15 protein-coding genes and 1 other RNA gene are annotated in these 25,878 nt (G+C 59.8%); 15 read left to right on the plus strand and 1 reads right to left on the minus strand.

Annotated features, from left to right (window positions below):
• Positions 1-298: 298 nt before the first annotated feature.
• The 6 genes from AXF19_RS10450 to recD2 all read left to right on the plus strand — a co-directional run bounded on the left by AXF19_RS10450 (position 299) and on the right by recD2 (position 13,362).
• A complete protein-coding gene (locus AXF19_RS10450; protein WP_066848527.1) occupies positions 299-1,138 on the plus strand; it encodes an Rpn family recombination-promoting nuclease/putative transposase in 840 nt (279 codons plus the stop codon).
• Between the two features lie 242 nt (positions 1,139-1,380).
• Complete coding sequence (locus tag AXF19_RS10455) at positions 1,381-3,033, plus strand: ShlB/FhaC/HecB family hemolysin secretion/activation protein (protein ID WP_066848530.1); 1,653 nt, start codon at positions 1,381-1,383, stop codon at positions 3,031-3,033.
• Between the two features lie 497 nt (positions 3,034-3,530).
• Positions 3,531-7,646 (plus strand): YDG domain-containing protein, encoded by a 4,116-nt coding sequence (locus AXF19_RS10460; protein WP_066848533.1) that lies wholly within the window; start codon positions 3,531-3,533, stop codon positions 7,644-7,646.
• 149 nt (positions 7,647-7,795) lie between these two features.
• Positions 7,796-9,277, plus strand: coding sequence for an LCP family protein (locus tag AXF19_RS10465; RefSeq protein ID WP_066848536.1), 1,482 nt, complete (start codon positions 7,796-7,798; stop codon positions 9,275-9,277).
• 1 nt (position 9,278) lies between these two features.
• Positions 9,279-11,192 (plus strand): ABC-F family ATP-binding cassette domain-containing protein, encoded by a 1,914-nt coding sequence (locus AXF19_RS10470; RefSeq protein WP_066848539.1) that lies wholly within the window; start codon positions 9,279-9,281, stop codon positions 11,190-11,192.
• Position 11,193: 1 nt separating this feature from the next.
• The gene (recD2, locus tag AXF19_RS10475; RefSeq protein WP_066848541.1) at positions 11,194-13,362 is read left to right on the plus strand and encodes an SF1B family DNA helicase RecD2; all 2,169 of its coding nucleotides are present in this window, start codon (positions 11,194-11,196) and stop codon (positions 13,360-13,362) included.
• A gap of 60 nt (positions 13,363-13,422) precedes the next feature.
• Here the strand turns inward: recD2 and AXF19_RS10480 are convergent, their stop codons facing one another.
• Entirely contained in the window at positions 13,423-13,662 is a 240-nt protein-coding gene (locus tag AXF19_RS10480) for a hypothetical protein (RefSeq protein WP_066848543.1), read from the minus strand.
• A 462-nt stretch (positions 13,663-14,124) separates the two neighbouring features.
• Here AXF19_RS10480 and AXF19_RS10485 point away from each other — a divergent pair, with 462 nt between their 5' ends.
• The 9 genes from AXF19_RS10485 to AXF19_RS10525 all read left to right on the plus strand — a co-directional run bounded on the left by AXF19_RS10485 (position 14,125) and on the right by AXF19_RS10525 (position 25,817).
• A complete protein-coding gene (locus AXF19_RS10485) occupies positions 14,125-16,137 on the plus strand; it encodes a clostripain-related cysteine peptidase (protein ID WP_237141596.1) in 2,013 nt (670 codons plus the stop codon).
• A 242-nt stretch (positions 16,138-16,379) separates the two neighbouring features.
• Positions 16,380-17,327, plus strand: a complete 948-nt coding sequence (locus AXF19_RS10490) for an aspartate carbamoyltransferase catalytic subunit (RefSeq protein WP_066848545.1) — start codon at positions 16,380-16,382, stop codon at positions 17,325-17,327.
• Positions 17,327-18,619: a dihydroorotase gene (locus tag AXF19_RS10495; protein WP_066848547.1), complete on the plus strand. Its 1,293-nt coding sequence runs from the start codon at positions 17,327-17,329 to the stop codon at positions 18,617-18,619. Before AXF19_RS10490 ends, AXF19_RS10495 begins: the two co-directional genes overlap by 1 nt.
• On the plus strand, positions 18,616-19,689 hold the full coding sequence (gene carA / locus AXF19_RS10500; RefSeq protein ID WP_066848549.1) for a glutamine-hydrolyzing carbamoyl-phosphate synthase small subunit: 1,074 nt from the start codon (positions 18,616-18,618) through the stop codon (positions 19,687-19,689). Before AXF19_RS10495 ends, carA begins: the two co-directional genes overlap by 4 nt.
• Before the next feature lie 3 nt (positions 19,690-19,692).
• Positions 19,693-22,920: a carbamoyl-phosphate synthase large subunit gene (gene carB, locus AXF19_RS10505; protein ID WP_066848552.1), complete on the plus strand. Its 3,228-nt coding sequence runs from the start codon at positions 19,693-19,695 to the stop codon at positions 22,918-22,920.
• Positions 22,892-23,674 carry a dihydroorotate dehydrogenase electron transfer subunit gene (locus AXF19_RS10510; protein ID WP_066850228.1) on the plus strand — a complete coding sequence of 261 codons (783 nt, stop codon included), beginning with the start codon at positions 22,892-22,894 and terminating at the stop codon, positions 23,672-23,674. The genes carB and AXF19_RS10510 overlap by 29 nt, the downstream gene beginning before the upstream one ends.
• On the plus strand, positions 23,664-24,605 hold the full coding sequence (locus tag AXF19_RS10515; RefSeq protein WP_066848555.1) for a dihydroorotate dehydrogenase: 942 nt from the start codon (positions 23,664-23,666) through the stop codon (positions 24,603-24,605). Before AXF19_RS10510 ends, AXF19_RS10515 begins: the two co-directional genes overlap by 11 nt.
• 130 nt (positions 24,606-24,735) lie before the next feature.
• Positions 24,736-25,088, plus strand: an RNA gene (gene rnpB, locus AXF19_RS10520) — RNase P RNA component class A.
• Between the two features lie 66 nt (positions 25,089-25,154).
• On the plus strand, positions 25,155-25,817 hold the full coding sequence (locus AXF19_RS10525) for a C40 family peptidase (RefSeq protein ID WP_066848557.1): 663 nt from the start codon (positions 25,155-25,157) through the stop codon (positions 25,815-25,817).
• Positions 25,818-25,878: the final 61 nt, after the last annotated feature.

Raw genomic sequence — 25,878 nt, forward strand, 5'->3', positions numbered from 1 at the left:
AATTCTCGCTTATCTCCGCACCCAACCCGAGCGGGCAGCTTCCCCAACTGCGGAGATAGAGTATCTACTTTAATATGTCTGTTTAGTTTACATGAAATACCTTTTTTTGTAAAGTGGAATAGGTCTCCGTTTTGGCACCCACTGAACTCGAATCACAGTTTGTTTCTCTATGAAACACATCGCTTTTGTGTATGATATCATCACTTTCTGCAAGCCACCGCCGAAATTTTCCACCTTGACAATATTCGCCGTAGTGCATACTATGATAGCAGAAGGAAATGAGGAGGATATCGACGCGGTGAGAATTATTAAGAAAGACGTTCCTGCGGAATATGGTGTACTGATTCAAAAATTCCGTCTGATTGACGATACGTTCTTCAACGTGTGCTTTGACAACTATGCTGAAGGAATGCAGCTCCTACTGCGTATCTTCTTTGGACGGGACGACCTCGTTGTCAAACACGTTGTTACACAGCAGAGTGCGGACAACCTCTATGGGCGTGGCGTACGCTTTGACGTATTGGCGGAGGACAGCGAGGGGAAACTTTACGATTGTGAAGTCCAACGTGCAAATGAAGGTGCCGTTCCTCGCCGAGCGCGGTACAACAGCAGCATGATGGATTCGCGGGAACTGGCAAAGGGGGCAGCATTCTCCGAACTTCCGGAAACATGGGTGATCTTTATCACGGAGAACGACATCTATAGAGCAGGTTTCCCGCTGTATCATGTAGAGCGGATTGTAGCGGAGCTTCAGCGACCATTTGACGATGGGGCGCATATCCTTTACGTCAACGGAGCGAACCGTGACGATACACCTCTCGGGAGGCTTATGCAGGATTTCTTTTGCGAGAATCCAAAGCAGATGAATTATAAGGAACTTGCTGAGCGTGCCGATTACTTTAAGGCAGAAGCAGAGGGGGTCAATGCCATGTGCGAATTGATGGAGAAATTTGGAGAGAAGAAAATGGAAGAGGGTCGTGCCGAGGGACGGGAAGCAGGACTTCTTGAGGGACAGCGCAGGATGCTCGACATGGTGCGTTCTCTGTTCACGCTGAATGTCCCCATCGAGGTGATCGAGCAGTCGAGCGGCTTGACGCGCGCGGAGATTCTGGCGCTGCAGGACGCGCCTGCCAAGTAGTATGGACGTGTGAAGAAGATTTTTGGACAAGAAGACCGCTGCATCGTTCGATATGCGGTGGTCTTTTATGTTACCAAAGCGTCCCCATTACAATTCCCTCACGTATATGTGTTTTGCTCCTCTATGAAACACATCGCTTTCGTGTATGATATCATCACTTTCTGCAATCTTATTGCTATAAATCAATAAAATTGTTATTATGAAAAAAATTTTTATTTGCTGATTGCTGGGAGATTGTTCAAATGAAAAGAAAAGCACGTCGTATTCATCGAGCCTGCCTGCGTTGCGCACTGCCGCTCGCTGCCGCGTTCCTCCTGCCGTCCGCCGCGTTCGCCGCGACGAATCTGCCGCAGCCTGATGCGGGGCAGATCGGAGCGGTTACGCCAAAGGACGCGCTTGAGAGCAGTCTGCCCGTGACGGAGGGCACAGCGGGCAGCGCGTCATTCCGCCTCGCGCGCATCGACATCACGCAGGACGGCACGCAGCTGAATGCGGACGAGCTGAAGGGCAAAGCGGCATCTTACACGGAGCGCACCATCTCCGAGACGGAGCTGAACACGCTCCTCGGTGACCTCACCGCCTACGCGCGCAGCCACGGCTATCCCGCAGCCGCCGCCTACCTCCCGCCGCAGACGAATGCGGACGGTGCACTCCGGATCCGCATCCTTGCAGGACGCTACGGGAATATTAACATCGAAAACAGCGCCGCCGTGGACGACGGACAGATTCGCCGCCTCGCGCACGCGCTCCACACGGGCGCGCCCATCGAGGGGCGCCGCCTGGAGAAGGCACTCTATAACATCGCCGCCCTCAGCGGCGTGGAGGCGGCGGGGCTGCTCTCGCCGGGCGCGGCGTTCGGTACGAGCGACCTCACCATCCGCGTGAAGGACGGGCGGCGGCAGAGCTTCGTCCTCTACAGCGAGAACTACGGGAGCAAGACCTCGGGACGCTACCGCTACGGCGCGCAGGTTGGACTCTCGAACCTCACGAAGAGTGGCGACCGTCTGAGCCTCGGTGCGATGATCTCAAACGAGGATCTGAGGAACTATAGCCTCACCTATACCCGCCCCGTCGGCGTGGACGGCACCGTGTTCGGATTCGGTGTCAGCCGCATGAACTACGAGCTCTCGGGCGCATTTCGCCGTCTCGGTGCGACAGGACAAGCCGACACCATCAGTTTCTTCGGTACAACACCGCTCCTGCGCACGAGCAGAGACAGCCTGAGCCTCACCTACGGATGGGACTATCGCAAACTCGAGGATGAATACAAGAATGTCGGCATGACCCTCGAAAAGCACAGCAACACCGCCCGTCTCGGCGTGCGCGGCGAGATGAACCGCCCGCGCACCCATCTCACCTATGACCTCACGGCATACCACGGGACGATTGCATCAGACTCGCGGATGGCGGCATTGCAGATGCGGCGCGCCGGCACGGAGGGCAGCTTCACCAAGGGCGTGCTGAATCTCGGCGTGCGGCAGGAACTTGGGGCTCGGTGGCATCTGAACCTCAAGACACAGATGCAGGCAGCGGGGGACAACCTCGACAGCTCCGAGGAGATCTACCTCGGCGGGGCAAACGGCGTGCGCGCCTACCCGCAGGGCGAGGGCTCGGGCGACAGCGGCTATCTCGCGAGCGCGGAGCTCGTCTATCGGACGGGCGTGCCGCATCTGGATCTTAGCACCTACTATGACACGGGACATGTGGTGTACGCGCACGACGGTGCGGACGGCGGTACGACACTCAGCGGATGGGGCATTGGCGTCAGCTACAGCCGCCCCGGCGACTACTTCGTGCGGCTCGACTGGGCGCGGCGCATCGGACTTGCGCGGAACGCGAGCACGGAGGCACAGGCAAAGAACCGCCTCTGGTTTATGGTCGGTAAAGTGTGGTAGAACCTCTCGGAGCGCCCCTATCGGCTCGCAAGCTCGCCACTTCCCCCGTTTCGACGGGGGAAGCTAATATACCGTAATCCAAAAGCCTCCCCTGCCACAGCGGGGGAGGTGGCACGCGCAGCGTGACGGAAGGGGCGCCTTGAGCGGTAGAGGTTATCTATCGTTAGAAACGCGCACAAGCCACAGGCGCCCCTTCCACCGCAAGCGGTCCCCCTCCCCCGTGTCGAGCGGTCAACGTCAACCAATCACACTTCGCTAACGCTTGTGTTCTTGGGACGTTTTCCCATACGACCTGTTGCCCAATCAGCTGCGTCCTTTCGGACTTGCTTCTTGGACAGGTCTGCAACGGGGGAGGCTCATATGCCGTAATGCAGAAGCCTCCCCTGCCGCAGCGGGGGAGGTGGCACGCGCAGCGTGACGGTAGGGGCGCCTTGAGCGATTGGACATAATGAACGAAAAGCATACAGCAAAATAATGCTAGAGAAAGGATAAAGGAAATGAAAACAACATCGAACAAACAGCTGCGCCGCAAACTCCTCTGTGCCCTCGTTGCGGGCGCACTCGCCGCCCCCTTTGCCGCGCAGACGGCGTATGCTCTGCCCATCGAGGGCGCGAACGCCACAGCGAATGCGGGAGAGGCGAATATCACTACCGCCGACAAGACCATGAACATCGTGGGCAAGACCGAGCACAATATCCTCAAATGGGAGGACTTCTCCGTCGAAAAGGACGAGACGGTAAAATTTGACGGCGGCGCAAAGACGCGCGACTATCTGAACCTCGTCACGGGCGAGGGCGCGTCGAACATCTACGGCAAGATCGAGGGCGGCAGGAACGTCTACCTCGTCAACCCGCACGGCATCCTCTTCGCGAAGGGCTCTGAGGTCAATACGGGCGCACTCTACCTCTCGACGGCGAATCCCGCTGACATTGCCGCAGCGACGAACACATTCAAGGCAAACGGCACAAGCCCCCTCTCCGCCACCGCACAGATGGGCGACGTGCTGAACCTCGGTACGGTAAAGGCGAGCAAACTCTACATCGAGGGCAAGAACGTCAAAGTCCTCAACACGGATGCGGTCACGGACACAAACGGCACGGCGCTCACGGGGACGAACGTCACCATCCGCAGCGAGGAAACGCCGCATATCGGCTACGATGTCGCCAATACCACGACGCGGAACTTCACCATAAACGGCTCAACTTCCTCGAAGATGGTCTCCGACTATGCGAGCACGAATGTCGCGCATCATGCCGCATCTGCAAAATCACGCGGCTGGGATGTCAAAAAGTTGAACGGCACCGATGCGCATACGGACTATGACTATATGCGCGTGCATGATGTCTACGAGCTGCAGCACATGGACGCGAATCGGGTGAATGCAGCAGTTACCGGGTCGGATAAGAAGATTATCGGCAGATATATGCTCGCGAATGACATCGCGGCAAGTGAGACACAGGACTGGGATGGGGGCTTTCAGCCGATTGGCAGTTCTGATAATAGCATGGGGGCCTTTACGGGACGATTTGACGGCGTAGGGCACACGATCACGGGGCTTACCATTAAGCCACCGACCGATAGTTTCGGGGGGTATTCTCGCGGGATGTTCGCATACATCGAGCACGCAATCGTCGAGAATGTCTCCCTGAAGGGTGCCTCCGTGTCGGGAGAGAAGGATGTCGGTGGCATTGTGGGAGCTGCAGACTATTCGTGTGTCGTACGGAACGTCTCCTTCAGCGGTGAGGTCTATGGAAGCGATACTGTGGTCGGCGGCATTGTGGGAACGCTACAACGAAGTACCCTTGAGAACGTCTACCATGAGGGCACAGTCGAAGGGCACAAGTCTGTCGGCGGCATTGTGGGATATATGATTCAAAACTCCACCGTTCAGAACGTCCGGAATGCGGGCAAGGTCTTAGGAAATGAGATGCTCGGCGGCATTGCGGGATCGGTAGAGGCAAACAGCCGCGTTCAGAACGCCGTGCAGATGGGAACCGTGGAGCAAAGAACGGGACAGACGGATTCGCAAGTCGGCGGCGTTGTGGGACTTTTGGATGGTAGCACGCTCAGCCATGCCGTATGGAAGGAGGGCAGTGCAACGAATGGGAGCGGCGCTCTGATCCAGAACGGCATCGGCAAAAATCAGGGAAATACTACAGTGGACGATGTCCAAGAGCACAGTCTGGACGATATGAAGAAGGCGGCGACATACGCGAAATGGGGCAGTGACGTTGCCACCGAGGGCGGCAAGAGGACGCCGTGGCGCATCTACGACGGCAAGACCATGCCGCTGCTCAAGGCATTCCTCCGGACGAAGCACCTTGCAAACCGTGAGAGTGTCTACGACGGCACGGCTCCGACGATTGCGGGCGGCGACGGCATCACATGGACGGCAGGGAAGGATGCCGGCACATATCATGCCTACAGCGAGCAGTATGACATCATCGGCGGCGCGTACACGGTCAAGCCGAAGGAGCTGACGCTCGGCTTTACGAGCGGCACGCGCTTTGACAAGACCTATGACGGGGGGCTAGATACCGCCACGCGGACGCTCACGAAGGGGCAGCACTATAATCTCGGTGGCTTTGTCGGCAGCGATGGCTCAGATGTCGAACTGGCGGGTGCTGTCACGGGCAAGTATGCGGACAAGAACGCAGGCAGGGATAAGGAAGTGACGTTCCAAAATCTCGCGCTCACAGGCACAGGTGCGAAGAACTATACCATCACAAGGGCGCGGGGCGTGGGGACAATCACGCCGAAGCAGCTGACGCTCGACCTCGTGGGCGGCACGCGCTTTGATAAGACCTACGACGGCAATGCAAACGTCACGCAGTCGCTCACGAAGGGGACGAACTATACCCTCACGGGCTTTGTCGGCAGCGAGGGCACGGGCATCGCACTCGCTTCCTCCACAGGCACATACAGCGACAAGAATGCCGCCGCAGACAAAACCGTCACCTTTAACGGGCTGACGCTCACAGGCACGGGCGCGCGCAACTACACACTCGACAAGACTGCGCTCACGGGCATCGGCACGATCGCGCGGCGTGCGCTGACCCTCGGCGCAGTCGCGGCGCAGAGTAAGACCTACGATGGTACAACCGCCGCTGACGCATCGAAGTTCGGCGCGGCACTCACCAATGCCATCGCGGGTGACGATGTGAAGGCGACCGCCACGGGTGCGGCGTACAACGACAAGAACGTCGCCGGGGCAAGCAGGATCGACTACACGGGTGTCGGTCTCGCGGGTTCGGATGCCGGGAACTACACGCTTGCCGCCACCACGGCGCAGGGCGCGGGCACGATCGCAAAGCGTGCGCTGACCATTGGCACCGTCGGGGCGCAGAGCAAGACCTACAACGGCAATACTGCGGCTGACGCATCGAAGTTCCATGCGACGCTCGGCAATCTCGTCGCGGGCGAGGAGAACCTTGTCACAGCGACCGCTGCGGGCGCGACCTACAACGACAAGAATGTCGCAGGGGCGAACAAGGTCACCTACACGGGTGTTCAGCTCACAGGCACGGGCGCGGGGAACTATAGCATCGCGAACACCGCGCAGGGTGCGGGCAGGATTACGCCGAAGCAGCTCAACCTTGCACTCACGAGCGGCGCACGCTTTGACAAGACCTACGATGGAAACAACAGGGTCGACCAGTCGCTCACAAAGGGGACGAACTATACCCTCACGGGCTTTGTCGGCACGGAGGGTGACCACCTCGCACTCGCCGCCGCCACGGGCACATACACGGACAAGAATGCCGCCGCAGACAAAGCCGTCACCTTTGGCGGGCTGACCCTCACGGGCACGGGCGCGGGCAACTACACGCTGAACAGGACCACGCTCACAGGCACAGGCACGATCGCGCCGCGTGCGCTGACGCTTGCTGCTGTGGCGGGGCAGACTTTTGACAAGGTATACGACGGCACAACCAATGCAGGCGACGCGCTGAAAAAGGGCGAGAACTATACCCTCTCGAACTTTGCGGACGGCGAGGGCGCGGGCATCACGGTCACGAGCACGGGCACGGGCAGCTATGCGGACAAGAACGTCGGCACGCACGCGGTGAACTACACGGGGCTGACCCTCACGGGCGCGGGCGCGGGCAACTATCGTCTGAATACAGCGACGCTCACGGGCACAGGCACAATCACGCCGCGCACGCTGACGCTCACCGCCGACGCGCAGAGCATTGTGCAGGGCGCGCCGTTGCCATCCTTTACGGGACGCGCGGATGGCTTCGCGGACGGTGAGGACGAGCGCGTATTCGGTGCGGACGGCATCACATTTGGCACGACGCTGACGAATACCGATACGCCGGGCAGCTATGGCGTTACGGGGCGCATTGGCAGCACGAGTGACGGCATCCTCGGCAACTACCGCATTGGGCAGGCGGCGGGCAACGCGACTGCCTTCACCATCCATGCCGCAGCACTGCCGGGCGGACTCATCGCCTCGCTCGTACAGAATGCCGCGCCGCGCTTTGATATGGGCTTCGAGCAGGAGGTCTATGTATTCGGCTTGCCGCGTCCCATTCCGACGGCAACGCTCGGCATCTATCGCTTTGCGGCGGCACGCGATATTAGCATTGAGGGCGTGCGCCTCGACTGAGGGGCGCTTTGGACGTCCGGGCAATACTGACAAAGGGCTGTTGTACGAGTCAAACGACTACGTGCGACAGCCCTTTGTCTTTATATTTGCATGGAACTTCTGTTTTTGTTATACTGGTAACAATTTATCGGGAGAGGACGATATACGGATTGTCACAGGAAAAAGGATCTCATGCGGTGCAGAGCAGCACGTTCATCAAATATGCGGGGGGCGTATTCGCGCTGTCCTTTCTGCTCGTCTGCGGTATCTACTATGCGAGTACATACTTTATGTCCGGCTCGCTGCGCGATGTGAATGCATTCGCCGATCTGCCGGAGAATGAGCTCGGCTATGTGCTCATCATGGGGGTCGATCACAGGGAAGAGGATGTCGGCCGCAGCGATACGCTGATGCTTGCCGCCGTCGATGAGGAGCATGGGCGCGCGGCGCTGCTCTCGATCCCGCGCGATACGCGCATTGAGGTCGGCAGCTACGGCTACGACAAGATCAACCATGCCTATGCGTTCGGCGGGCACGAGATGACGCTCGCCTCGGTCAGCGCACTCGTGGGCGTTCCCGTCACGCATTACATCCTGATCGACACCTCGGCGTTCGAGCGGATTGTGGATGCGGTCGGCGGCGTGGACATCGATGTCGAGAAGCGGATGTACTACGAGGATCCGTGGGACGACAACGGCGGTCTCGTGATCGACCTGCAGGCGGGGGAGCAGCATATGGACGGCGCACAGGCGATACAGTACGTGCGCTATCGCGACGGCGAGGGCGACATCGGGCGCATTGGTCGGCAGCAGCATTTCATGCGCGCACTCCTGGCGCAGTTCCTCTCGCCGCAGGTGCTCCCGCGCCTTGCAGCGGTCGTGGATGAGGTGAAGAATGCGGTCGATACGGATCTGACGACGCGTCAGCTGCTGACCCTCGCGGCGCGGCTGAGGGACATGGAGGAGGGCGGCATCTCCATGCAGATGGTCGCGGGGACGCCTGCCTATCTCGGCGATGTGAGCTATTGGATTCCCGACCTCGTGGAGACGCGCAGGGCGCTCTTTGCAGGTGTGGGCAAGGAGATGTCCAAGCGTATGCAGGAGGCGGCGGAGAAGGACGCTGGCGCCTATCGGAAGGATATGCCGGAGCGGCTGCGGATCATGGCAGAGGAGGATGAAAAGGCGCTGCTGCCATCATCCGAGGAGCTGCTCGCAGAGGGCGACCGCGTGATCGGCGCGCAGCGTGCAGAGCGCAATGCGGCGCAGAAAAAGGAAACAGAGCAGGCGCAGGAGCAGGAGCGGCAGGAAGCTGCACCGCCCAAGGAGAGCGCCAAGGAGCGCAGCAATGAAAGCACGAGTGCGGACGATATCTCCGTTATGATTATCAATGCGAGCGGGATCGACGGTGCGGGCGCGGAGATTGCGGATGCACTGCGCGCAAGGGGATTCCGCATATCGAGTGTGGAGACGGGGAATGCGTCTGATCGTCCCAAGACTGCCGTTATGACGGCAGAGGAACACGTGAATCAATTCTACGGCATGCCGTTCACCTGCGTCATCATGCCCGTCGACGGGGCGGGTGAGCGACAGGCGATTGTCATCATCGGGCGCGACTATCGCCCCGAGGCTGTGCACGAGGATGGAGAAGAGTGATATGGGGAGTTTGAAGGTCATTGGTCTCGAAAAGGCGTACGGCATACGTACGCTCTTTTCGCATGTGAATTTCGAGGTGCAGCGCGGGGACAAGGTGGGGCTGGTCGGCGCGAACGGCACGGGCAAGACGACGCTCATGCGCATCCTGCTCGGACGCGAGGAGCATGACGGCGGGCAGATCGTGATGGATCGCGCGGACACGGTCGGCTATGTCGAGCAGCAGGCGGCGTTCACACACGATACGCTCTACGATGAGCTGCGCAGCGCGTTCTCCGACCTCATTGCGCTCCGTGCGGAGAAGGAGCGCATGGAGCACGCGATTGCGGCGGGGGCAGCGGGCGCAGAGGAGCTTGCCGCATACGGGAATCTCGTGACGCGCTTCGAGGCGATGGACGGCTACGACTTCGAGAGCCGCATTCGCCGCGTGGCGTTTGGGCTCGGCTTCTCCGAGGCGGATCTTGCGAAGGATGTGCGCCATTTCTCGGGCGGGCAGACGACGCGTATCTGCCTGGCGAAGGCGCTCCTTCGTGAGCCGGACTTTCTCTTCCTCGATGAGCCGACGAACCATCTCGACATCGGCATGATCGAGTGGCTCGAAAAGTTCCTGCAGTCCTATCGCGGCGGCGTCCTCCTGATCTCGCATGACCGCTATTTCCTCGACCGCGTTGCAACGCGCATTCTGGAACTCGACCACGCGGAGGTGACGGCGTACACGGGCAACTACACGCACTATATGCGCGTGAAGAACGACCGCCGCGCGGCACTCCTGAGCGCCTATGAGAAGCAGCAGGCGCAGATCAGGAAGACGGAGGAGTACATCAGCCGCTATCGCGCAGGGATTAAGGCAAAGCAGGCGCGCGGGCGGCAGAGTCAGCTGAACCGCCTCGAGCGCATTGTGCTCCCGCCCGAGGCGGCGCGCTTCAAGTATTTCGCCTTTACAAAGCCGACGGAGTGCGCGCAGCGCGTGGCAGAGATGGAGGACATCACGTTCGCCTATCCCGGCGGGGCGCGCGTGCTCGACCGCATTTCGCTCCTCATCCGCAAGGGCGACGGCGTGGCGCTGATCGGGGAGAACGGCGTCGGCAAGACGACGCTCCTGCAGATTCTCGTCGGCGAGCTTGAGGCGGGCGGGCGCGTGAAGATCGGCAGCCGCGTCAAGATCGGCTATTTCTCTCAGCAGCACGAGGGGCTTGATCCCTCCAAGACGATACTCGATGAGATCTGCTATACGTACGGACTGGACGAGGAGACGGCGCGCGGCTATCTGGGTGCGTTTCTCTTCCACGGCGACGACGTGCAGCGGCTCATCGGGGCACTCTCGGGCGGTGAGCAGGCGCGCGTGGCATTTCTGAAGCTCATGCTGACGGGCGCAAATTTCCTTGTACTGGATGAGCCGACGAACCATCTCGACATCCCTGCGCGCGAGGCGGTCGAGGAGGCGCTGATGGCGTTTCCGGGGACGTTCATCGCCGTGTCGCATGACCGCTATTTTCTCGATAAGACGGCGAACTGCACGCTCGAGCTGAGTGACGGAAAGATCACGGAGTATCTCGGCAACTACAGTTACTATCTGATGAAGAAGGAAGCCGAGGCGGAGGAGGCGGCAGAGGAGCGCCCTGCGGAGAAGAGGGAACGCTCCGCCCCCGCACAGGAACAGCCGCGTGCGGAGAAGACGGCGCCCAAGGCGGCTGTGCACAGCGCCATTCCTGCGGCGCGACGGCAGGAGATGCTCGAGCGCACGGAGGCGGAGATCGCGATGGCGGAGGCGGAGCTGAAGGGGCTCGAGTACGAGATGAACCGACCAGAGACCCAGCTCGATCCCGCGCGCAGCCGCGCGATTGCCGAGGCGTATGCGGCAAAGGAGCTCGAGATCATGCAGCGCTATGAGAAGTGGGAACAGCTGACGGAGGCGTGACATGGAATTTCAGCAAAATCTTGGCTTTCACTCCGCCGAGGAAGAGCTGACAGGTGTTGTCGATCATATCATCTTTTCCGCAGGGGACGGCGCGTTCTCCGTCTTTCGTCTGCGCCTCGCGCAGCAGGGGAAGTGCACCGCGACGGTGCGCGGGGCGGCGCCCCTCGTCGGTCAGGAGATACACCTCACGGGCAGCTGGGTCACGCATCCGCGCTTCGGGCGGCAGTTCCAGGCGCAGCGCATGCGCGTGAGTGCGCCCACGAGTGCGGCGGGCATTGAGCGCTTTCTCGCCTCCGGCACGATCGACGGCGTCGGTCCTGCGATGGCGCGACGCATTGTGGAGCGATTCGGCGCGGAGGCGCTGCAGGTCATCGAGCGCGCGCCGAGCCGCCTGAGAGAGGTCGCGGGTATCGGGCCGAAGACCGTGGAGAAGATTGTCGCCTCCTATATGAGGCAGTCCGAGCTCAGGGACATCATGCTCTGGCTCGAGGAGCACGGCGTCACGGGTGCATATGCCACGCGCATTTTCAAGGCGTACGGCTCACTCGCCATTGAGGTGATGGAGAAGGCACCCTACCGCCTCGCGCAGGAGATCGACGGCATCGGCTTTATCACGGCAGATACCATCGCCGTCGCCGCAGGATGGGAGAAGAATTCCTCCGAGCGCATTGCGGCGGGGCTCTCCTATGAGCTCACGCAGATCTCCTCGGGCGGGCACTGCTGCATCCCCGAATCCATGCTTGCGGATCGCGCGGCGCAGCGGCTCGGCGTTGCGCGGAGCGAGGTCATGGAGATCATCAGCCGCGAGGTGAAGATGAGCCGCCTCTACGCCGTGGATGAGATGGGGGAGCGGCTGATCTACGCGCCGCAGCTCTATAAGGCGGAGGAAATGACGGCACGCCTTCTCCTCATGCTGCAGAAGAAGGCGGATCACATTCATGTGCACGATGCGGAGTCTCTCGTTGCCGCATGGGAGGCAGCTCATGCGGTCAGCCTTGCCCCCGCACAGCGCGAGGCGGTCGTTGCCGCGCTCACGCACGGCGTCCTCGTCCTGACGGGCGGTCCCGGTACGGGCAAGACCACCGTTGTGCGCAGCATGATCGACATCCTCGGCGCACAGGGGCTTGAGATTCTGCTCGGAGCGCCGACAGGGCGCGCGGCGAAGCGACTCGCGGAGGCGACGGGCTGCCCTGCCGCGACCGTGCACCGCATGCTCGAGGCACAGGGGCGGGAGGACGGCGAGATGCGCTTCGGGCGCGACGCTGAGACGCAGCTCGAGGCGGATGTCATCATCATCGACGAGGTGTCGATGATGGACATTGTGCTTATGCAGCATCTCCTTACCGCAGTTCTTCCCGGTACGCACGTGATCCTTGTCGGCGACGTGGATCAGCTGCCCGCCGTCGGCCCCGGCTCCGTGCTCAAGGACATCCTGCGCTCGCAGGTCATTCCGAGCGTCCGCCTCACGGAGATCTTTCGCCAGAACAATACGGGTACAATCGTGCTGAACGCACACGCGATCAACGCGGGGCGCGTGCCCTCGTTTACCGAGGCGGATTTCACCTTTGTCCCCGCCGTCTCGAGCGAGGACGCCGCCGCGCAGGTCGTTGCGCTCTGCACGCGGCTGCTGCGCGCGGGGACGGGGCTCATGGATCTGCAGGTGCTCTCGCCCATGCGGCGCGAGGCGTGCGGCGTCGATCTGCTCAACCGCAGTTTGCAGAATGCGCTCAATCCTGCGGGCACGGGCAAGGATGAGGCGTTGGGCTTCCGCCTCGGCGACAAGGTCATGCAGACGCGGAACGACTACACGAAGAACGTATTCAACGGCGACATCGGGCGCATCACGCGGATTGACTCCGAGCACATGGTTGTGACCTTTGCGGAGGATATGGACATTCCCTATACGCGCGATGAGTTCGGCGCACTCACGCTCGCCTATGCGATGAGCGTGCACAAGAGTCAGGGCAGCGAGTACGACATCGTGATCCTGCCGCTCGTGCGCGCGCATCACATCATGCTGCAGCGCAACCTGCTCTACACCGCCGTCACGCGTGCGAAGAAGGGCGTCATCATCGTCGGCGACCGCACGGCGCTCTTTGCGGCGGTCAGCAACGACCGCACACGCCGCCGCTACACCCTCCTCGCAGAGCGGCTGGCGGAGAGAATTTGACCACGAAAAAAACCCCCACATGGGGGGCTTTTTTGTTCGTGGTGTAATTGGACGACCTTCTCAGTAGCCGGTCTCCTGGTAGTAGTTGCCTTCGTCATCCTCGGCGTAGACGGCGTAGTTTCCGTCCTCGTCCACAGCAACAGCAGCGACGTTTCCTTCATCGTCTGCGACAGCATAGACGTAGTTGCCGTTTTCGTCGTAGCCCTCGTACTCGTACTCGTCAGCCGAGGCGATGCCCATCGTGCCGAGCATGAATGCACAGGAAGCCACGACCGCACATGCCTTCATCCATTTCTTCATTGGTATCTCTCCTTTGATAATATCATTATGACACTAAGGAAGCACTGATAACATCTGCGATTCCCAAACGCATTATCACAAAATGGGGGGAGGATTGCAATAGATTTACAGAAAGTGATGCAATCATACAGGAAAGTGATGTACTTTACAAATTATTATCCGTTAAATGTCGATTAGAATGGATTTTTCTTGTACCTCTGTTCTAGGGAAGCACTGATAAATTCAGCACCGCCATCTTAGCGCATCTTTTTTGCCCGCACTTCGTCGGCAAATCCTCCACAGAGCCCCACTCTGCGTCCGGTTTGCCTCCTCGTTCGGACGAAAAAATCTGCGCCAATCTGACGGACTTCATTTTATCAGCGATTCCCTAAATCCATCACTTTCATGTAAGAAATCGTCACTTTCCGTAATTCTATTGTGGGAAGTCTTTTTTTTTGCAATAATTAAAGAAGCATTCAAAAAATGAAGGGAGATGCAGTCAGTATGCAGGAGCGTTTTCGTACGTTGCGCCTTGTGCTCACATTCTTGTTCATTACGCTCATTTTTTCGAGCTGTGCGGATGAAGAGGTGACCAAGGCGGGGTCGCGTTTTCCAAATGTTTACAGCAGCGATGACTCTTGGCTTATCTCGTGGTACGTCTGCGGCTCGGATCTCGAGTCGGAGTACGGCGCTGCCTCGGCAGATATCGAGGAGCTGCTCGAGACGGAGCTGCCGCCGAATGTGCGCGTGCTGATCCTCGCGGGCGGGACGCGTGAATGGCAGAACGATATGTTCCGCTCCAATGTGGGGAATCTCTATCTCTACGATTCGGACGGACTCCATCAGCTTGACACGATGAAGAACGCCGATATGGGCAATGCGCGGACGTTGGAGAATTTCCTGCGCTATGGCAGGGAGAACTTCTCTGCCGATCACAATGTATTCGTGTTCTGGGATCATGGCGGCGGAAGCGCTGCGGGTGTCTGTGCCGATGAACGGACGGAGAATATGCTGCGTCTCAACGATATACATGAGGCATTCTCTGCGGTCTATGGCGCGAATCCGGCAGAGCCGCCGTTCGAGGTCGTCGGTTTCGATGCCTGTCTGATGGCAAGCTACGAGACGGCGGCGGCGCTCGAGGGCTATGCGCGCTATATGGTGGCGTCGGAGGAGATGGAGCCGGGCAACGGTTGGAACTACGACGCATGGGTCGGTGCGCTCGCTGCCAATCCCGCGATGGGCGGTGCCGCCATCGGCGAGGTGATCTGCGATACTTATATGACGGGATGTGTGGAGGAGGATACGGAGGAGGAGGCGACGCTCTCCGTGATCGATCTCGCGCGTCTGCCGGCGCTGCGCTCTGCCTACGAGACATACAGCCGCGAGGCACTCGCACGGGCAGGCAGTCTGTCGCCCGCATTCTTCTCTGCGCTTGACCGCGCGGCGCAGCGTGCCGAGAACTACGGCGGCAATACGCGTGAGATGGGCTATGCGAATATGGTCGATCTCGCGGGACTGGCGCGGGAGACGACGCGCGAACTGCCGAGCGGGGCGGCGCTCGTACAGGCGGTTGACGATACCTGTATCTACAAGGTGCACGGCGACTACCGCAGACGCGGCGGCGGCATTTCGTCCTACTACTCCTACGATGGGGACGAGGAAGGCTTCTCTGTCTACGCGGAGCAGGATGCGGCGCTGCTTTCGCAGAAATGTCTGCTCTACTGCATGATCTACGGTGAGATGCCCGAAGAAGCCCGGGACATTCTCGCCGCGTCCCCCGATACGGGGCGGATCGGCGTACTGCCTACGACGCGCAGAAATATCTTTGGAATGGAAGCGTTCGAGGATCGCGCAGTCGATGTCGATCGAAACGGCAACGCCGTCGTCAGGCTGAGTGCGGCGGAGATGGACATCCTTTCCAGTATCCACTGCAATCTTCTCTACATCGGCGCGGAGGAGGATATCATTCTCTACCTCGGCAGTGATGTGAATATCGATGCAGATTGGGACAGGGGGATTTTCAAGGATAATTTTGACGGCACATGGCCGATGCTCGACGGGCACCCCGTCTTCATCGAGGTCGTGGAGGAGGGGGACGACTACAATCTCTACTCCATTCCGATCAAGCTGAATGGCATGGAGTGCAATCTCCAGGTCACCTACAGCTACGATGACGGGCAGTATTACATTCTCGGCGCACGGCGCGGCTTGGAGAAAAACGGTATGAGTGACCGCAATCTCATCCGGCTGAAGCCCGGCGACCGTGTGACGACGATTCACTATGCCATGACTATTTCGGGAGATGACGAGGACTTCATGCCGGTGGAGGTCGATACGTTCCGCATTGGCAGTCATCCGACAGTGGCGGACGAGGAGGTTGGCGACGGGACATACGGCTACATGTTTGAATTCCTTGCCCCTGCGGGCGAGAGTGCGCTTTCAAGCGTTGTAACCTTCGAGATTGGAAACGGTGAGATTATGACTTCGGTTGAGTAGTTATATGCTTGAAAATCTGAATCTGCGCGGTTGATTTTTCGCGGTGAAAACGCTATAATGGGAGCACAAAGGGAGCTGCTGATCCGTCGGTGCTTCCGTACATATCACCTTTTAAGAGGTCCTGTGAGGCCTTAAGGGAGTTTTCAATGAAATATACTGTGCAGTCAGTCTATCCAATTTTAGAATGCAAAGCTTTCTTATGCCTTTCTTTGGGCATGGGAAAGCTTTTTTGTTGAAAGGGGATGCACATGAGTCAGGAGTTATCACTCAAGGGTCGCGATGTTCTTGCGCTCGAGGATTTTTCGGCGGAGGAGATTCGTCTGATCCTGAACACGGCGCGCGAGATGAAGAACATCGTCGGCCGTGACATCAAGAAGGTGCCGGCGCTGAGGGGAAAGGCGATCGTCACGCTGTTCTACGAGCCGAGCACGCGCACGCGCACGTCGTTCGAGCTGGCGGGGAAGTATCTCGGCGCGGATGTCGTGAATATCACGGCGAGCTCGTCGAGCATTGTCAAGGGGGAGAGTCTGCGCGATACGCTCTACACGATCGAGGCGATGGGCGTGGACGCAATCGTCATGCGGCACAAGGCGGAGGGCTCTGCCGCATATGCCGCCGACATCGTGTCTCCTGTGATTGTCAATGCGGGGGACGGCGCGCACGCACATCCGTCGCAGGGGCTGCTGAACCTCTATACGATCGAGGAGAACAAGGGGCGGCTCGCGGGGCTGAAGGTCGCCATTCTCGGCGATGTGCTGCACAGCCGTGTGGCGCGCTCGGACATTCAGGCGATGCGCAAGATGGGCATGGACGTGCACATTGCGGGGCCGCGCCCGCTCCTGCCGCGTTTCCTCCACGAGGAGGAGGGCATTACGATCCACGACCGCATTGAGGATGCCGTCGAGGGGGCGGATGTGGTCGAGGTGCTGCGCATCCAGCTTGAGCGCATGAAGGGCGGGCTCTTCCCGTCGACACGCGAATATGCGCGCATCTACGGGCTGAACGACGAGCGTCTGGCACTGGCGGACAAGGACGCGCTCGTGCTGCACCCGGGGCCGATGAACAAGGGCTGGGAAATCTCGGAGTCCGTCGCCTACGGTGTGCAGTCGCGCATACAGGAGGAAGTGAAAAACGGGGTCGCCATCCGCATGGCGCTCTTCACATTGATTCTGATGGGAGGGAAGGCCTGATGGGGGCACTGCTGCTGAAAGGCGGTCGGCTGATCGATCCCGCCGCAAAGCGAAATGAAATCTGTGACGTTCTCATCGAGGACGGTGTGATTCGCGCGGTCGGCGCAAATCTGAGCGCCGATGGGGCGGAGGTGTACGACGCGTCCGGCAAGGTTGTCACGCCCGGACTCATCGATATGCACACGCATTTCCGTGAGCCGGGGCAGGAGGCGAAGGAGGACTTTGCCTCCGGATCACGCGCGGGTGCTGCGGGCGGCTATACGACGATTGCGACGATGCCGAATACGCGCCCCGTGGTGGACGATGCGGCACTTGTCACGAGTCTCAAGAAGCGCGCGGAAGATGTCGCCGTCATCCACATCGAGATCATCGGTGCGGTGACGAAGAATCAGGAGGGCAAGGAGCTTGCGGAGCTCGGCGACATGGTCGAGGCGGGCGCGGTGGCGTTCTCCGACGACGGGCATTTCGACCCGTCGGCAAAGGTGCTGCTGAGTGCGTACGACTATCTCGTCCCGTTCGATAAGGCGATCATCAATCACGAGGAGGATCCCTCCCTCGTTGAGGACGGCGCGATGAACGAGGGGCACAGGAGCGCGATGCTCGGCATCAAGGGGCGTCCGATTGTGGCGGAGGATATTGCCGTCGCGCGCGACATCATGCTTGCCGAGTATGCGGGCGCGCACGTTCATGTCGCGCATATCAGCTCTGGGCGCGCTGTGCAGCTTGTGCGCGAGGCGAAGGCGCGCGGTGTGCGCGTCACAACGGAGGTCACGCCGCATCATCTCACGATGACGGACGAGTGCGTTGACCCGCGCGACAGCTCGACGAAGGTCAACCCGCCGCTGCGCACGGCAAAGGATGTCGAGGCGATGGTGGCGGGGCTGCTCGATGGCACAATCGACATGGTCGTCACGGATCACTCGCCGCATGCGCCCGAGGAGAAGGATCGCGAGTACATCTACGCGCCGAGCGGCTTCCCGGGGCTTGAGACGGCGCTCGGCGTCCTGCTGACCGATCTCGTGCACACGGGGAGGATTCCGATGGAGACGCTGATCGAGCGCATGACCTGCGCGCCCGCGCGCGTATTCAAGCTGAATGCGGGCACGCTCGCCGAGGGGGCGCCCGCCGATGTCACGGTCATTGATACGGAGCTCATTTGGACGGTCGATCCGAAGAATTTCTATACGCGCGGCAGACACTCCCCCTTTGCGGGGCGCGAGCTCAAGGGAAGGGCTGTGCTGACTGTTGTGGATGGGCAGATTGTTATGAAGGACGGGGTCATTATCATATGAAAGGAAAATTGATTCTGGAGGACGGTTCGGTCTATACGGGCGAACTGCTCGACAGCGAAACACATGCGGTCGGTGAGGTGGTATTCACCACGACGATGACGGGCTATCAGGAGAGTCTGACCGATCCCTCGTTCTGCGGGCAGATCCTCACGATGACCTACCCGCTCATCGGGAACTACGGCGCGGCTGAGAAATTCATGCAGTCCCGCCGCTCGTTTGTACGCGGCTTTGTCATCGGGGAGCTCTGCGACGCGCCGAATAACTGGCAGGCGGAGGAAAGCCTGACGGACTTTCTGCGGGAAAACAATATTCCGTGCATTTACCATGTTGATACAAGGGCTGTGACACGTCATATCCGCTCTGCAGGCGCGATGAAGGGCGTGATTGTTCCCGCGAATATGTCGGAGTCCGAGATTGCAGCGCTGCAGGGAGAGGAATTGCCGCGCAATGTCGTGGAGATTGTCACGACGCCCGAGGTCTATACGCTCGAGACGGAGATGCCCAATGCGCCGCATATTGTCGCAATGGATTTTGGCGTCAAGCGCAGCATCCTCCGGAATATCAACCGCATCGGGGCAAAGGTGACGGTTGTGCCCGCGCATACGAGCGCCGAGGAGGTGCTTGCGCTGAATCCCGACGGTGTCTTTCTCTCGAACGGCCCCGGCGATCCGACGGATGTGCCCGAGATCGTGGAGGAGGTGCGCAAACTCGCGGGCAGGAAGCCGATCTTCGGCATCTGCCTCGGGCATCAGCTGCTCGCGCTCGCGTTTGGTGCAAAGACCTACAAGATGAAGTTCGGACATCGCGGCGGCAATCAGCCCGTCAAGAATCTGAAGATGGGCAAGGTACACATCTCCGCGCAGAACCACGGCTACGCCGTCGATCCCGACTCTCTTGCGGGAACGCCGCTCGTCGTGACGCATACGAATGTGAACGACGATACCATCGAGGGGCTGCGCCACACAGAGCTGCCGATCTTCTCGGTGCAGTATCATCCCGAGGCTGCGCCGGGGCCTGACGACAATATGTATCTCTTTGATGAGTTCTGGAATCTGATGAAGGGGGAGTGACGTATGCCGCGCAAGGAAAATCTAAAGAAGGTCATGGTCATCGGCTCCGGCCCCATCATCATCGGTCAGGCGGCGGAGTTTGACTACGCCGGTTCGCAGGCGTGCCGCGCGCTGAAGGAGGACGGTCTGGAGGTCGTGCTCGTCAACAGCAACCCTGCGACCATCATGACGGACACGAATATCGCTGACCGCGTCTACATCGAGCCACTGACGGTGGACTTCCTGGAGGAGATCATCTCCAAGGAGAAACCGGACGGGCTGCTCGCAACGCTCGGCGGACAGGCGGGGCTGAACCTCGCCGTGCAGCTTGCCGAGAAGGGCATTCTGGCGCAGCATGGCGTGGAGCTCCTCGGAACGTCGCTCGAGGCGATTGAAAAGGCGGAGGATCGCGAGCGGTTCAAGGAGACGATGGAAAAGCTCGGCGAGCCGATCCCCGAGAGTACGATTGTCGAGGATGTTCATGCGGCTGTCGCATTTGCAAACGAGATTGGATATCCTGTCATTGTACGCCCTGCGTATACGATGGGTGGCACGGGCGGCGGCATTGCGGAGAATGAGGAAGAGCTCATCGCAACCGTCATCAAGGGTCTGAACTACTCGATGATCGGTCAGGTGCTCATCGAACGCAGCGTTGCCGGATGGAAGGAAATCGAGTTCGAGGTCATTCGCGATGGCAACGACAACTGCATCACTGTTTGCAGTATGGAGAACTTCGACCCTGTCGGTGTCCATACGGGAGACAGCATTGTTGTTGCTCCTGCACAGACGCTCACGGATCACGAGTATCAGATGCTGCGCAGCGCGAGCCTCCGCATCATCCGCGAACTGGGCATCGAGGGCGGCTGCAACGCGCAGTATGCACTCGATACGAAGAGCAACAGATACTACGTGATCGAGGTCAATCCGCGCGTCAGCCGCTCCTCGGCGCTTGCCTCAAAGGCGACGGGCTATCCGATTGCAAAGGTGTCCTCGAAGATTGCAATCGGCTACACGCTCGACGAGATTGTCAACTCCGTGACGAAGAAGACAAAGGCGTGCTTTGAGCCGACAATCGACTACTGCGTTGTGAAGTTCCCACGCTGGCCGTTCGATAAATTTATCTACGCCGACCATACGCTCGGCACACAGATGAAGGCGACGGGCGAGGTCATGTCCATCGACCGCAGCTTCGAGGGAGCGATCCTCAAGGCGGTGCGCTCACTCGAGATCGGCGTGAACCGCCTCCATATGGAGCGCTTTGCGGACTGGGATGACGAGCGGATCGAAAAGCAGCTCTCCGCTGTGAACGACGAGCGCATCTTCGTCATTGCCGAGGCTCTGCGGCGCGGGAAGCTCAGCGTCGATGAGATCTCAGACATTACGAAGGTGGACAAGTGGTTCATCCACAAGATCAAACATATCACGGATGTGGAGAACGAGCTCGCCGCATCGCCGCTCACGCCGAAGCTGCTCGCAGCGGCGAAGTGGGTGGGGCTTGCGGACGCCTCCATCGCTGAGCTGACGCATAAGACGCGCGACGAGATCCGCACGATGCGCCGTACGCACAATATCCTGCCGTGCTACAAGATGGTCGATACCTGTGCGGCGGAGTTCGAGGCGATGACGCCGTACTATTACTCCACGTTTCGCGGCAGTGAGGACGAGGTCGCTGTCTCCAACCGCAAGAAGGTGATTGTGCTCGGCTCGGGCCCCATCCGCATCGGGCAGGGCGTCGAGTTCGACTACTGCTCCGTGCACTCCGTATGGGCGCTGCGTGAGATGGGGATCGAGGCGATCATCATCAACAACAATCCGGAGACGGTCAGCACGGATTTTGACATCTCCGACCGCCTCTACTTCGAGCCGCTGACGGTGGAGGATGTGCTGAACATCGTGGACAAGGAGAAGCCGGACGGCGTCATTGTCCAGTTCGGCGGGCAGACTGCGATCAACCTCGCGGCGGAACTCGAGCGCGCAGGGCTGCGCGTCTATGGCACGTCCGTCAACGACATCGACCGCTCCGAGGATCGCGAGCGATTCGACGAGGTGCTGACGCAGACGGGCATCTCGCGTCCCGTTGGGCTGAGCGTGACGAATCTCGAGGATGCCATCGCAGGGGCGGAGCGCATCGGCTACCCCGTGATGGTGCGCCCCTCGTACGTCCTCGGCGGGCGCGCGATGGAGATCGTCTACAACGAGGAGGAACTGCGCGACTATATGAGCCGCGCGGTCAAGGTGACGCCGGATCACCCCGTGCTCGTTGACCGCTATATGCAGGGCACAGAGGTCGAGGTCGATGCGATTTCCGATGGGGTGGATGTCGTTATCCCGGGCATTATGGAGCATATCGAACGCGCCGGCATTCACTCGGGGGACAGTATTGCGGTCTATCCGCCGCAGACCCTCCCCGCGCGCGTGATCTACACGATCATCGACTACACGAAGCGCCTTGCTGTCGCCCTTCATGTGAAGGGGCTGCTCAACATCCAATTCGTCGTTGCGCGCAATGAGGTCTTCATCATCGAGGTCAACCCGCGTTCGAGCCGCACGGTGCCATTCCTCTCGAAGATTACGAACGTCAATATGGTGGGCGTTGCAACGCAGGTCGCCATGGGGGCGACGCTGAAGGAACTCGGCTTCCACTCCGGGCTGATTCCGCCGCGTCCCTATGTTGCGGTCAAGGCACCCGTCTTCTCGTTTGCAAAGATGACGGATGTCGACATCTCCCTCGGGCCTGAGATGAAGTCGACGGGTGAGGTCATGGGCCTCGACTATCACTACGCGCGCGCCCTCTACAAGGCAATCGTCGGCTCGGGGCTCAACATTCCGACGAAGGGGTGCCTCCTCTTCACCGTTGCAAACAAGGATAAGGAAGAGCTCAAGCAGCTGGCAAAGGCGTTCTCCGAGTTCAACTTCGACATCGTGGCGACGGAGGGAACGGCAAAGGCGATTGCCTCGCTCGGCATTGATGTGGAGGTCGTCGGCAAGGTGCATGAGCGCAGCTCGGACATCATCGAGATGATTAAGAGCGGCAAGATCAATATGGTCATCAATACACTGACGCAGGGCAAGCACTCCGCGCGCGACGGCTTCAAGATCCGCCGCGCCACGGTGGAGCACGGCATTGCCTGCCTCACCTCGCTCGATACGGCGTGGGAGGTGCTGCGTGTGCTCGAGTTCATGCGGAATCGCCGCCTCGTCTATGCATTGGCGATACAGGACTATGTCGGCGGAGGGGATGACCTTGCCTAAGGTAATCGAGGAGGTACGCATCCTTTCGCATGAAGCACCGATTGCAGGGGTCGATATTCTGACGCTCGACTCACCCGTGATCGCACGAACTTCCCTGCCGGGGCAGTTCGTGCAGGTCTCCGTGCCCCTGCGCGGCGGATATCTGCGCCGCCCGCTCGGCATCGCAGAGGTCTCGCGCGCGGAGGGCTGGATTCGCCTCATCTACCGACAGGTGGGCAGCGGCACGGAGGCGCTGGCGGGCACGGAGGCGGGCGGCTCCGTCTCCGTACTCGGCCCTCTGGGACGCGGCTTTACGACCGAGCTGCGGCATCCGTTGCTCGTCGGCGGCGGCATGGGGCTCACGCCGCTCCTCTTCTTTGCGGCGGAGCATCCGAATGTCTCCGTTCTGATGGGCGGGCGCACAAAGGAAGAACTTTTCTGGGAGGAGATCTACCGTCCTCATGTGCGCGAATGCTTTGTCACGACGGATGACGGTTCGTATGGCACGCAGGGCTTTGTGACGACACTCCTGCCGGATCTGCTGCGGGATGGGGACTATGACGGCGTTGCCGTCTGCGGCCCGCCCGTGATGATGGAACGCGTTGCCGCGATTGCGGCGGAGCATGGCGTTCCCTGCGAGGTATCGCTCGAAAAGCGCATGGCGTGCGGTCTCGGCGCGTGCCTGTCCTGCGCTGTGGACACGCGCAGCGGACGGCGCAAGGTCTGCAAGGACGGTCCCGTCTTTCCTGCGGGGGAGGTGTACTATGCCTCATAATGCACAGAGCCGTCCCTATGACGAACTTCTGCGCACGAATATCGCGGGGATCGACATGCGGACGCCCGTCCTCACGGCGTCGGGCACGTTCGGCTTTGGTGAGGAGTTCGCGGACTTCGTCGATCTCGCGCGCCTCGGCGGCGTTATGGTGAAGGGGACGACACTAGCCCCACGACGTGGTAACGACGGCGTACGCATTGCGGAGACGCCGCAGGGTATGCTGAACTGCATCGGGCTCGAAAATCCGGGCGTCGATGTCTTCCTGACGGAGATTCTGCCGCGCATTCAGCACTATGAGATGAACGTCATCGTCAACATCTCGGGCAGCTCGGTCGAGGACTATGCGGCGCTCGCCGCGCGTCTCAACGTCGCGGGTGTTGCTGCACTCGAGATCAATATTTCCTGCCCGAATGTCAGGGAGGGCGGCATTGTCTTCGGCACCGACCCTCATGCAGCCGCAGAGGTGGTGCGTGCGGTCAAAGGGGCGTCCGAAAAGCCGGTGATTGCAAAACTCTCGCCGAATGTCACGAGCATTACGGAGATGGCGCTTGCCGTCGAGGAGGCGGGGGCGGATATCATTTCGCTCATCAACACACTCATCGGGATGCAGATCGATATCGAACGTCGGTGTCCCGTGCTCGGCAACCGCACGGGCGGTCTCTCCGGGCCTGCCGTGAAGCCCGTCGCCGTGCGCATGGTCTGGGATGTGGCGCATGTCGTTCACCTGCCCGTCATCGGGATGGGCGGCATTTCCTCGTGGCAGGATGCCGTCGAGTTCTTCCTCGCGGGCGCGTCTGCCGTGGCGGTTGGGACGGCGAACTTTATCGACCCGGCCGTTACAATGAAGATCTGCGACGGTTTGGGGCGCTATCTGCATGAGAATCAGATGTCCAACATACGTGAGATTGTTGGAGCGGCATGGAATGAGTAATTTTTATGAAAGAATTTCTCAGTAAAAGGGATTCCCTGTTCGTATCGTTGGCGCTCATCCCATATCCCACAAGGGTTAGGGGGACTTTTGACACCTGAGCCCCATATGTGGTATAATCTTGCCGTTGGTTTGAGAAACCGAGACAATCGCGTCTGTCTCGACAGGCGAGGAAAGTCCGAGCTCCACAGGGCAGTGTGCCGGATAACGTCCGGCGAGGGTGACCTCAGGGACAGTGCCATAGAAATTTAGACCGCCGATCTGATCGGTAAGGGTGGAAAGGTGCGGTAAGAGCGCACCAGCGGTCGGGTGACCGGCCGGCTTGGGTAAACCCCACATGGAGCAAGACCAAATAGGGAAGGGGTAAGGCGGCCCGTCGACCTTCCGGGTAGTGTCGCTAGAGGCGTTCGGCAACGGGCGTCCCAGATAAATGATTGTCGCCGCCCGTGTGGCGGAACAGAACTCGGCTTATTGGTTTCTCACAGCCAATGTTTAAGGAAGACTTTTAATATGCACGGGCGCCCCCGTGTGTCGGTGGAAGGAAGTGTTTGCTTGCGAAAGAAAATCAAGATTCTCGCGTTATCCGCAATGCTTCTCTGCTCCGCAGCTGTTGCGAGTGCAGAGTCATTCCAGCTTGGTGATCAGGGAACTGATGTAGCTGAGATCCAGGGACAGTTGTCCAGCTTCGGTTATGACGTTGTTGCAGATGGAGACTTCGGTCCTGCAACGGCAGAGGCTGTGAAGGAATTCCAAGCGGCACAGGGACTCGATGTCGATGGGATGGTTGGTGCTTCCACATATAAGGCACTTCTTGGGAAATCCATGCCGCAGGTCAGCCGCGGTTCGAACTACATCGTCCGGCGTGTGATCTCGGACTCGATGCAGTACCTCGGGGTTCCATATTCCTTTGGCGGCACGTCGCCCGCAGGATTTGACTGTTCCGGCTTTGTGCGCTATGTCTTTGCCAATGCGGGCATCTATCTCCCGCGCACGGCAGACGCACAATACGATGTCGGCTATCCCGTCTCCTCGTCGGAGATGGTGCCCGGCGATCTCGTATTCTTCTCGACGTATGAGTACGGTCCGTCGCATGTCGGCATCTATCTCGGCGACGGCAATTTCATCAATGCCTCGTCGAGCCGTGGCGTTGCAATCGACAATCTGCACGGCGGCTACTGGGGTGCGTGCTACATCGGAGCGCGCCGCATTATGTGATATGCAGAATCTGGGGAGGGGCATAGCCCCTCTTTTTTCGTAGGAGAAAAAGAATGTCCGA

The organism is Selenomonas sp. oral taxon 126 (assembly GCF_001683335.1).
Lineage (GTDB): Bacteria > Bacillota > Negativicutes > Selenomonadales > Selenomonadaceae > Centipeda.

Coding starts and splice junctions, on each gene's coding strand:
- AXF19_RS10455 (WP_066848530.1), top strand. CDS start 1,381: ATGAAAAGAAAAGCACGTCGTATTCATCGAGCCTGCCTGCGTTGCGCA.
- AXF19_RS10460 (WP_066848533.1), top strand. CDS start 3,531: ATGAAAACAACATCGAACAAACAGCTGCGCCGCAAACTCCTCTGTGCC.
- AXF19_RS10470 (WP_066848539.1), top strand. CDS start 9,279: ATGGGGAGTTTGAAGGTCATTGGTCTCGAAAAGGCGTACGGCATACGT.
- recD2 (WP_066848541.1), top strand. CDS start 11,194: ATGGAATTTCAGCAAAATCTTGGCTTTCACTCCGCCGAGGAAGAGCTG.
- AXF19_RS10480 (WP_066848543.1), bottom strand. CDS start 13,662: ATGAAGAAATGGATGAAGGCATGTGCGGTCGTGGCTTCCTGTGCATTC.
- AXF19_RS10485 (WP_237141596.1), top strand. CDS start 14,125: ATGAAGGGAGATGCAGTCAGTATGCAGGAGCGTTTTCGTACGTTGCGC.
- AXF19_RS10490 (WP_066848545.1), top strand. CDS start 16,380: ATGCACATGAGTCAGGAGTTATCACTCAAGGGTCGCGATGTTCTTGCG.
- AXF19_RS10495 (WP_066848547.1), top strand. CDS start 17,327: ATGGGGGCACTGCTGCTGAAAGGCGGTCGGCTGATCGATCCCGCCGCA.
- carA (WP_066848549.1), top strand. CDS start 18,616: ATGAAAGGAAAATTGATTCTGGAGGACGGTTCGGTCTATACGGGCGAA.
- carB (WP_066848552.1), top strand. CDS start 19,693: ATGCCGCGCAAGGAAAATCTAAAGAAGGTCATGGTCATCGGCTCCGGC.
- AXF19_RS10510 (WP_066850228.1), top strand. CDS start 22,892: ATGTCGGCGGAGGGGATGACCTTGCCTAAGGTAATCGAGGAGGTACGC.
- AXF19_RS10515 (WP_066848555.1), top strand. CDS start 23,664: ATGCCTCATAATGCACAGAGCCGTCCCTATGACGAACTTCTGCGCACG.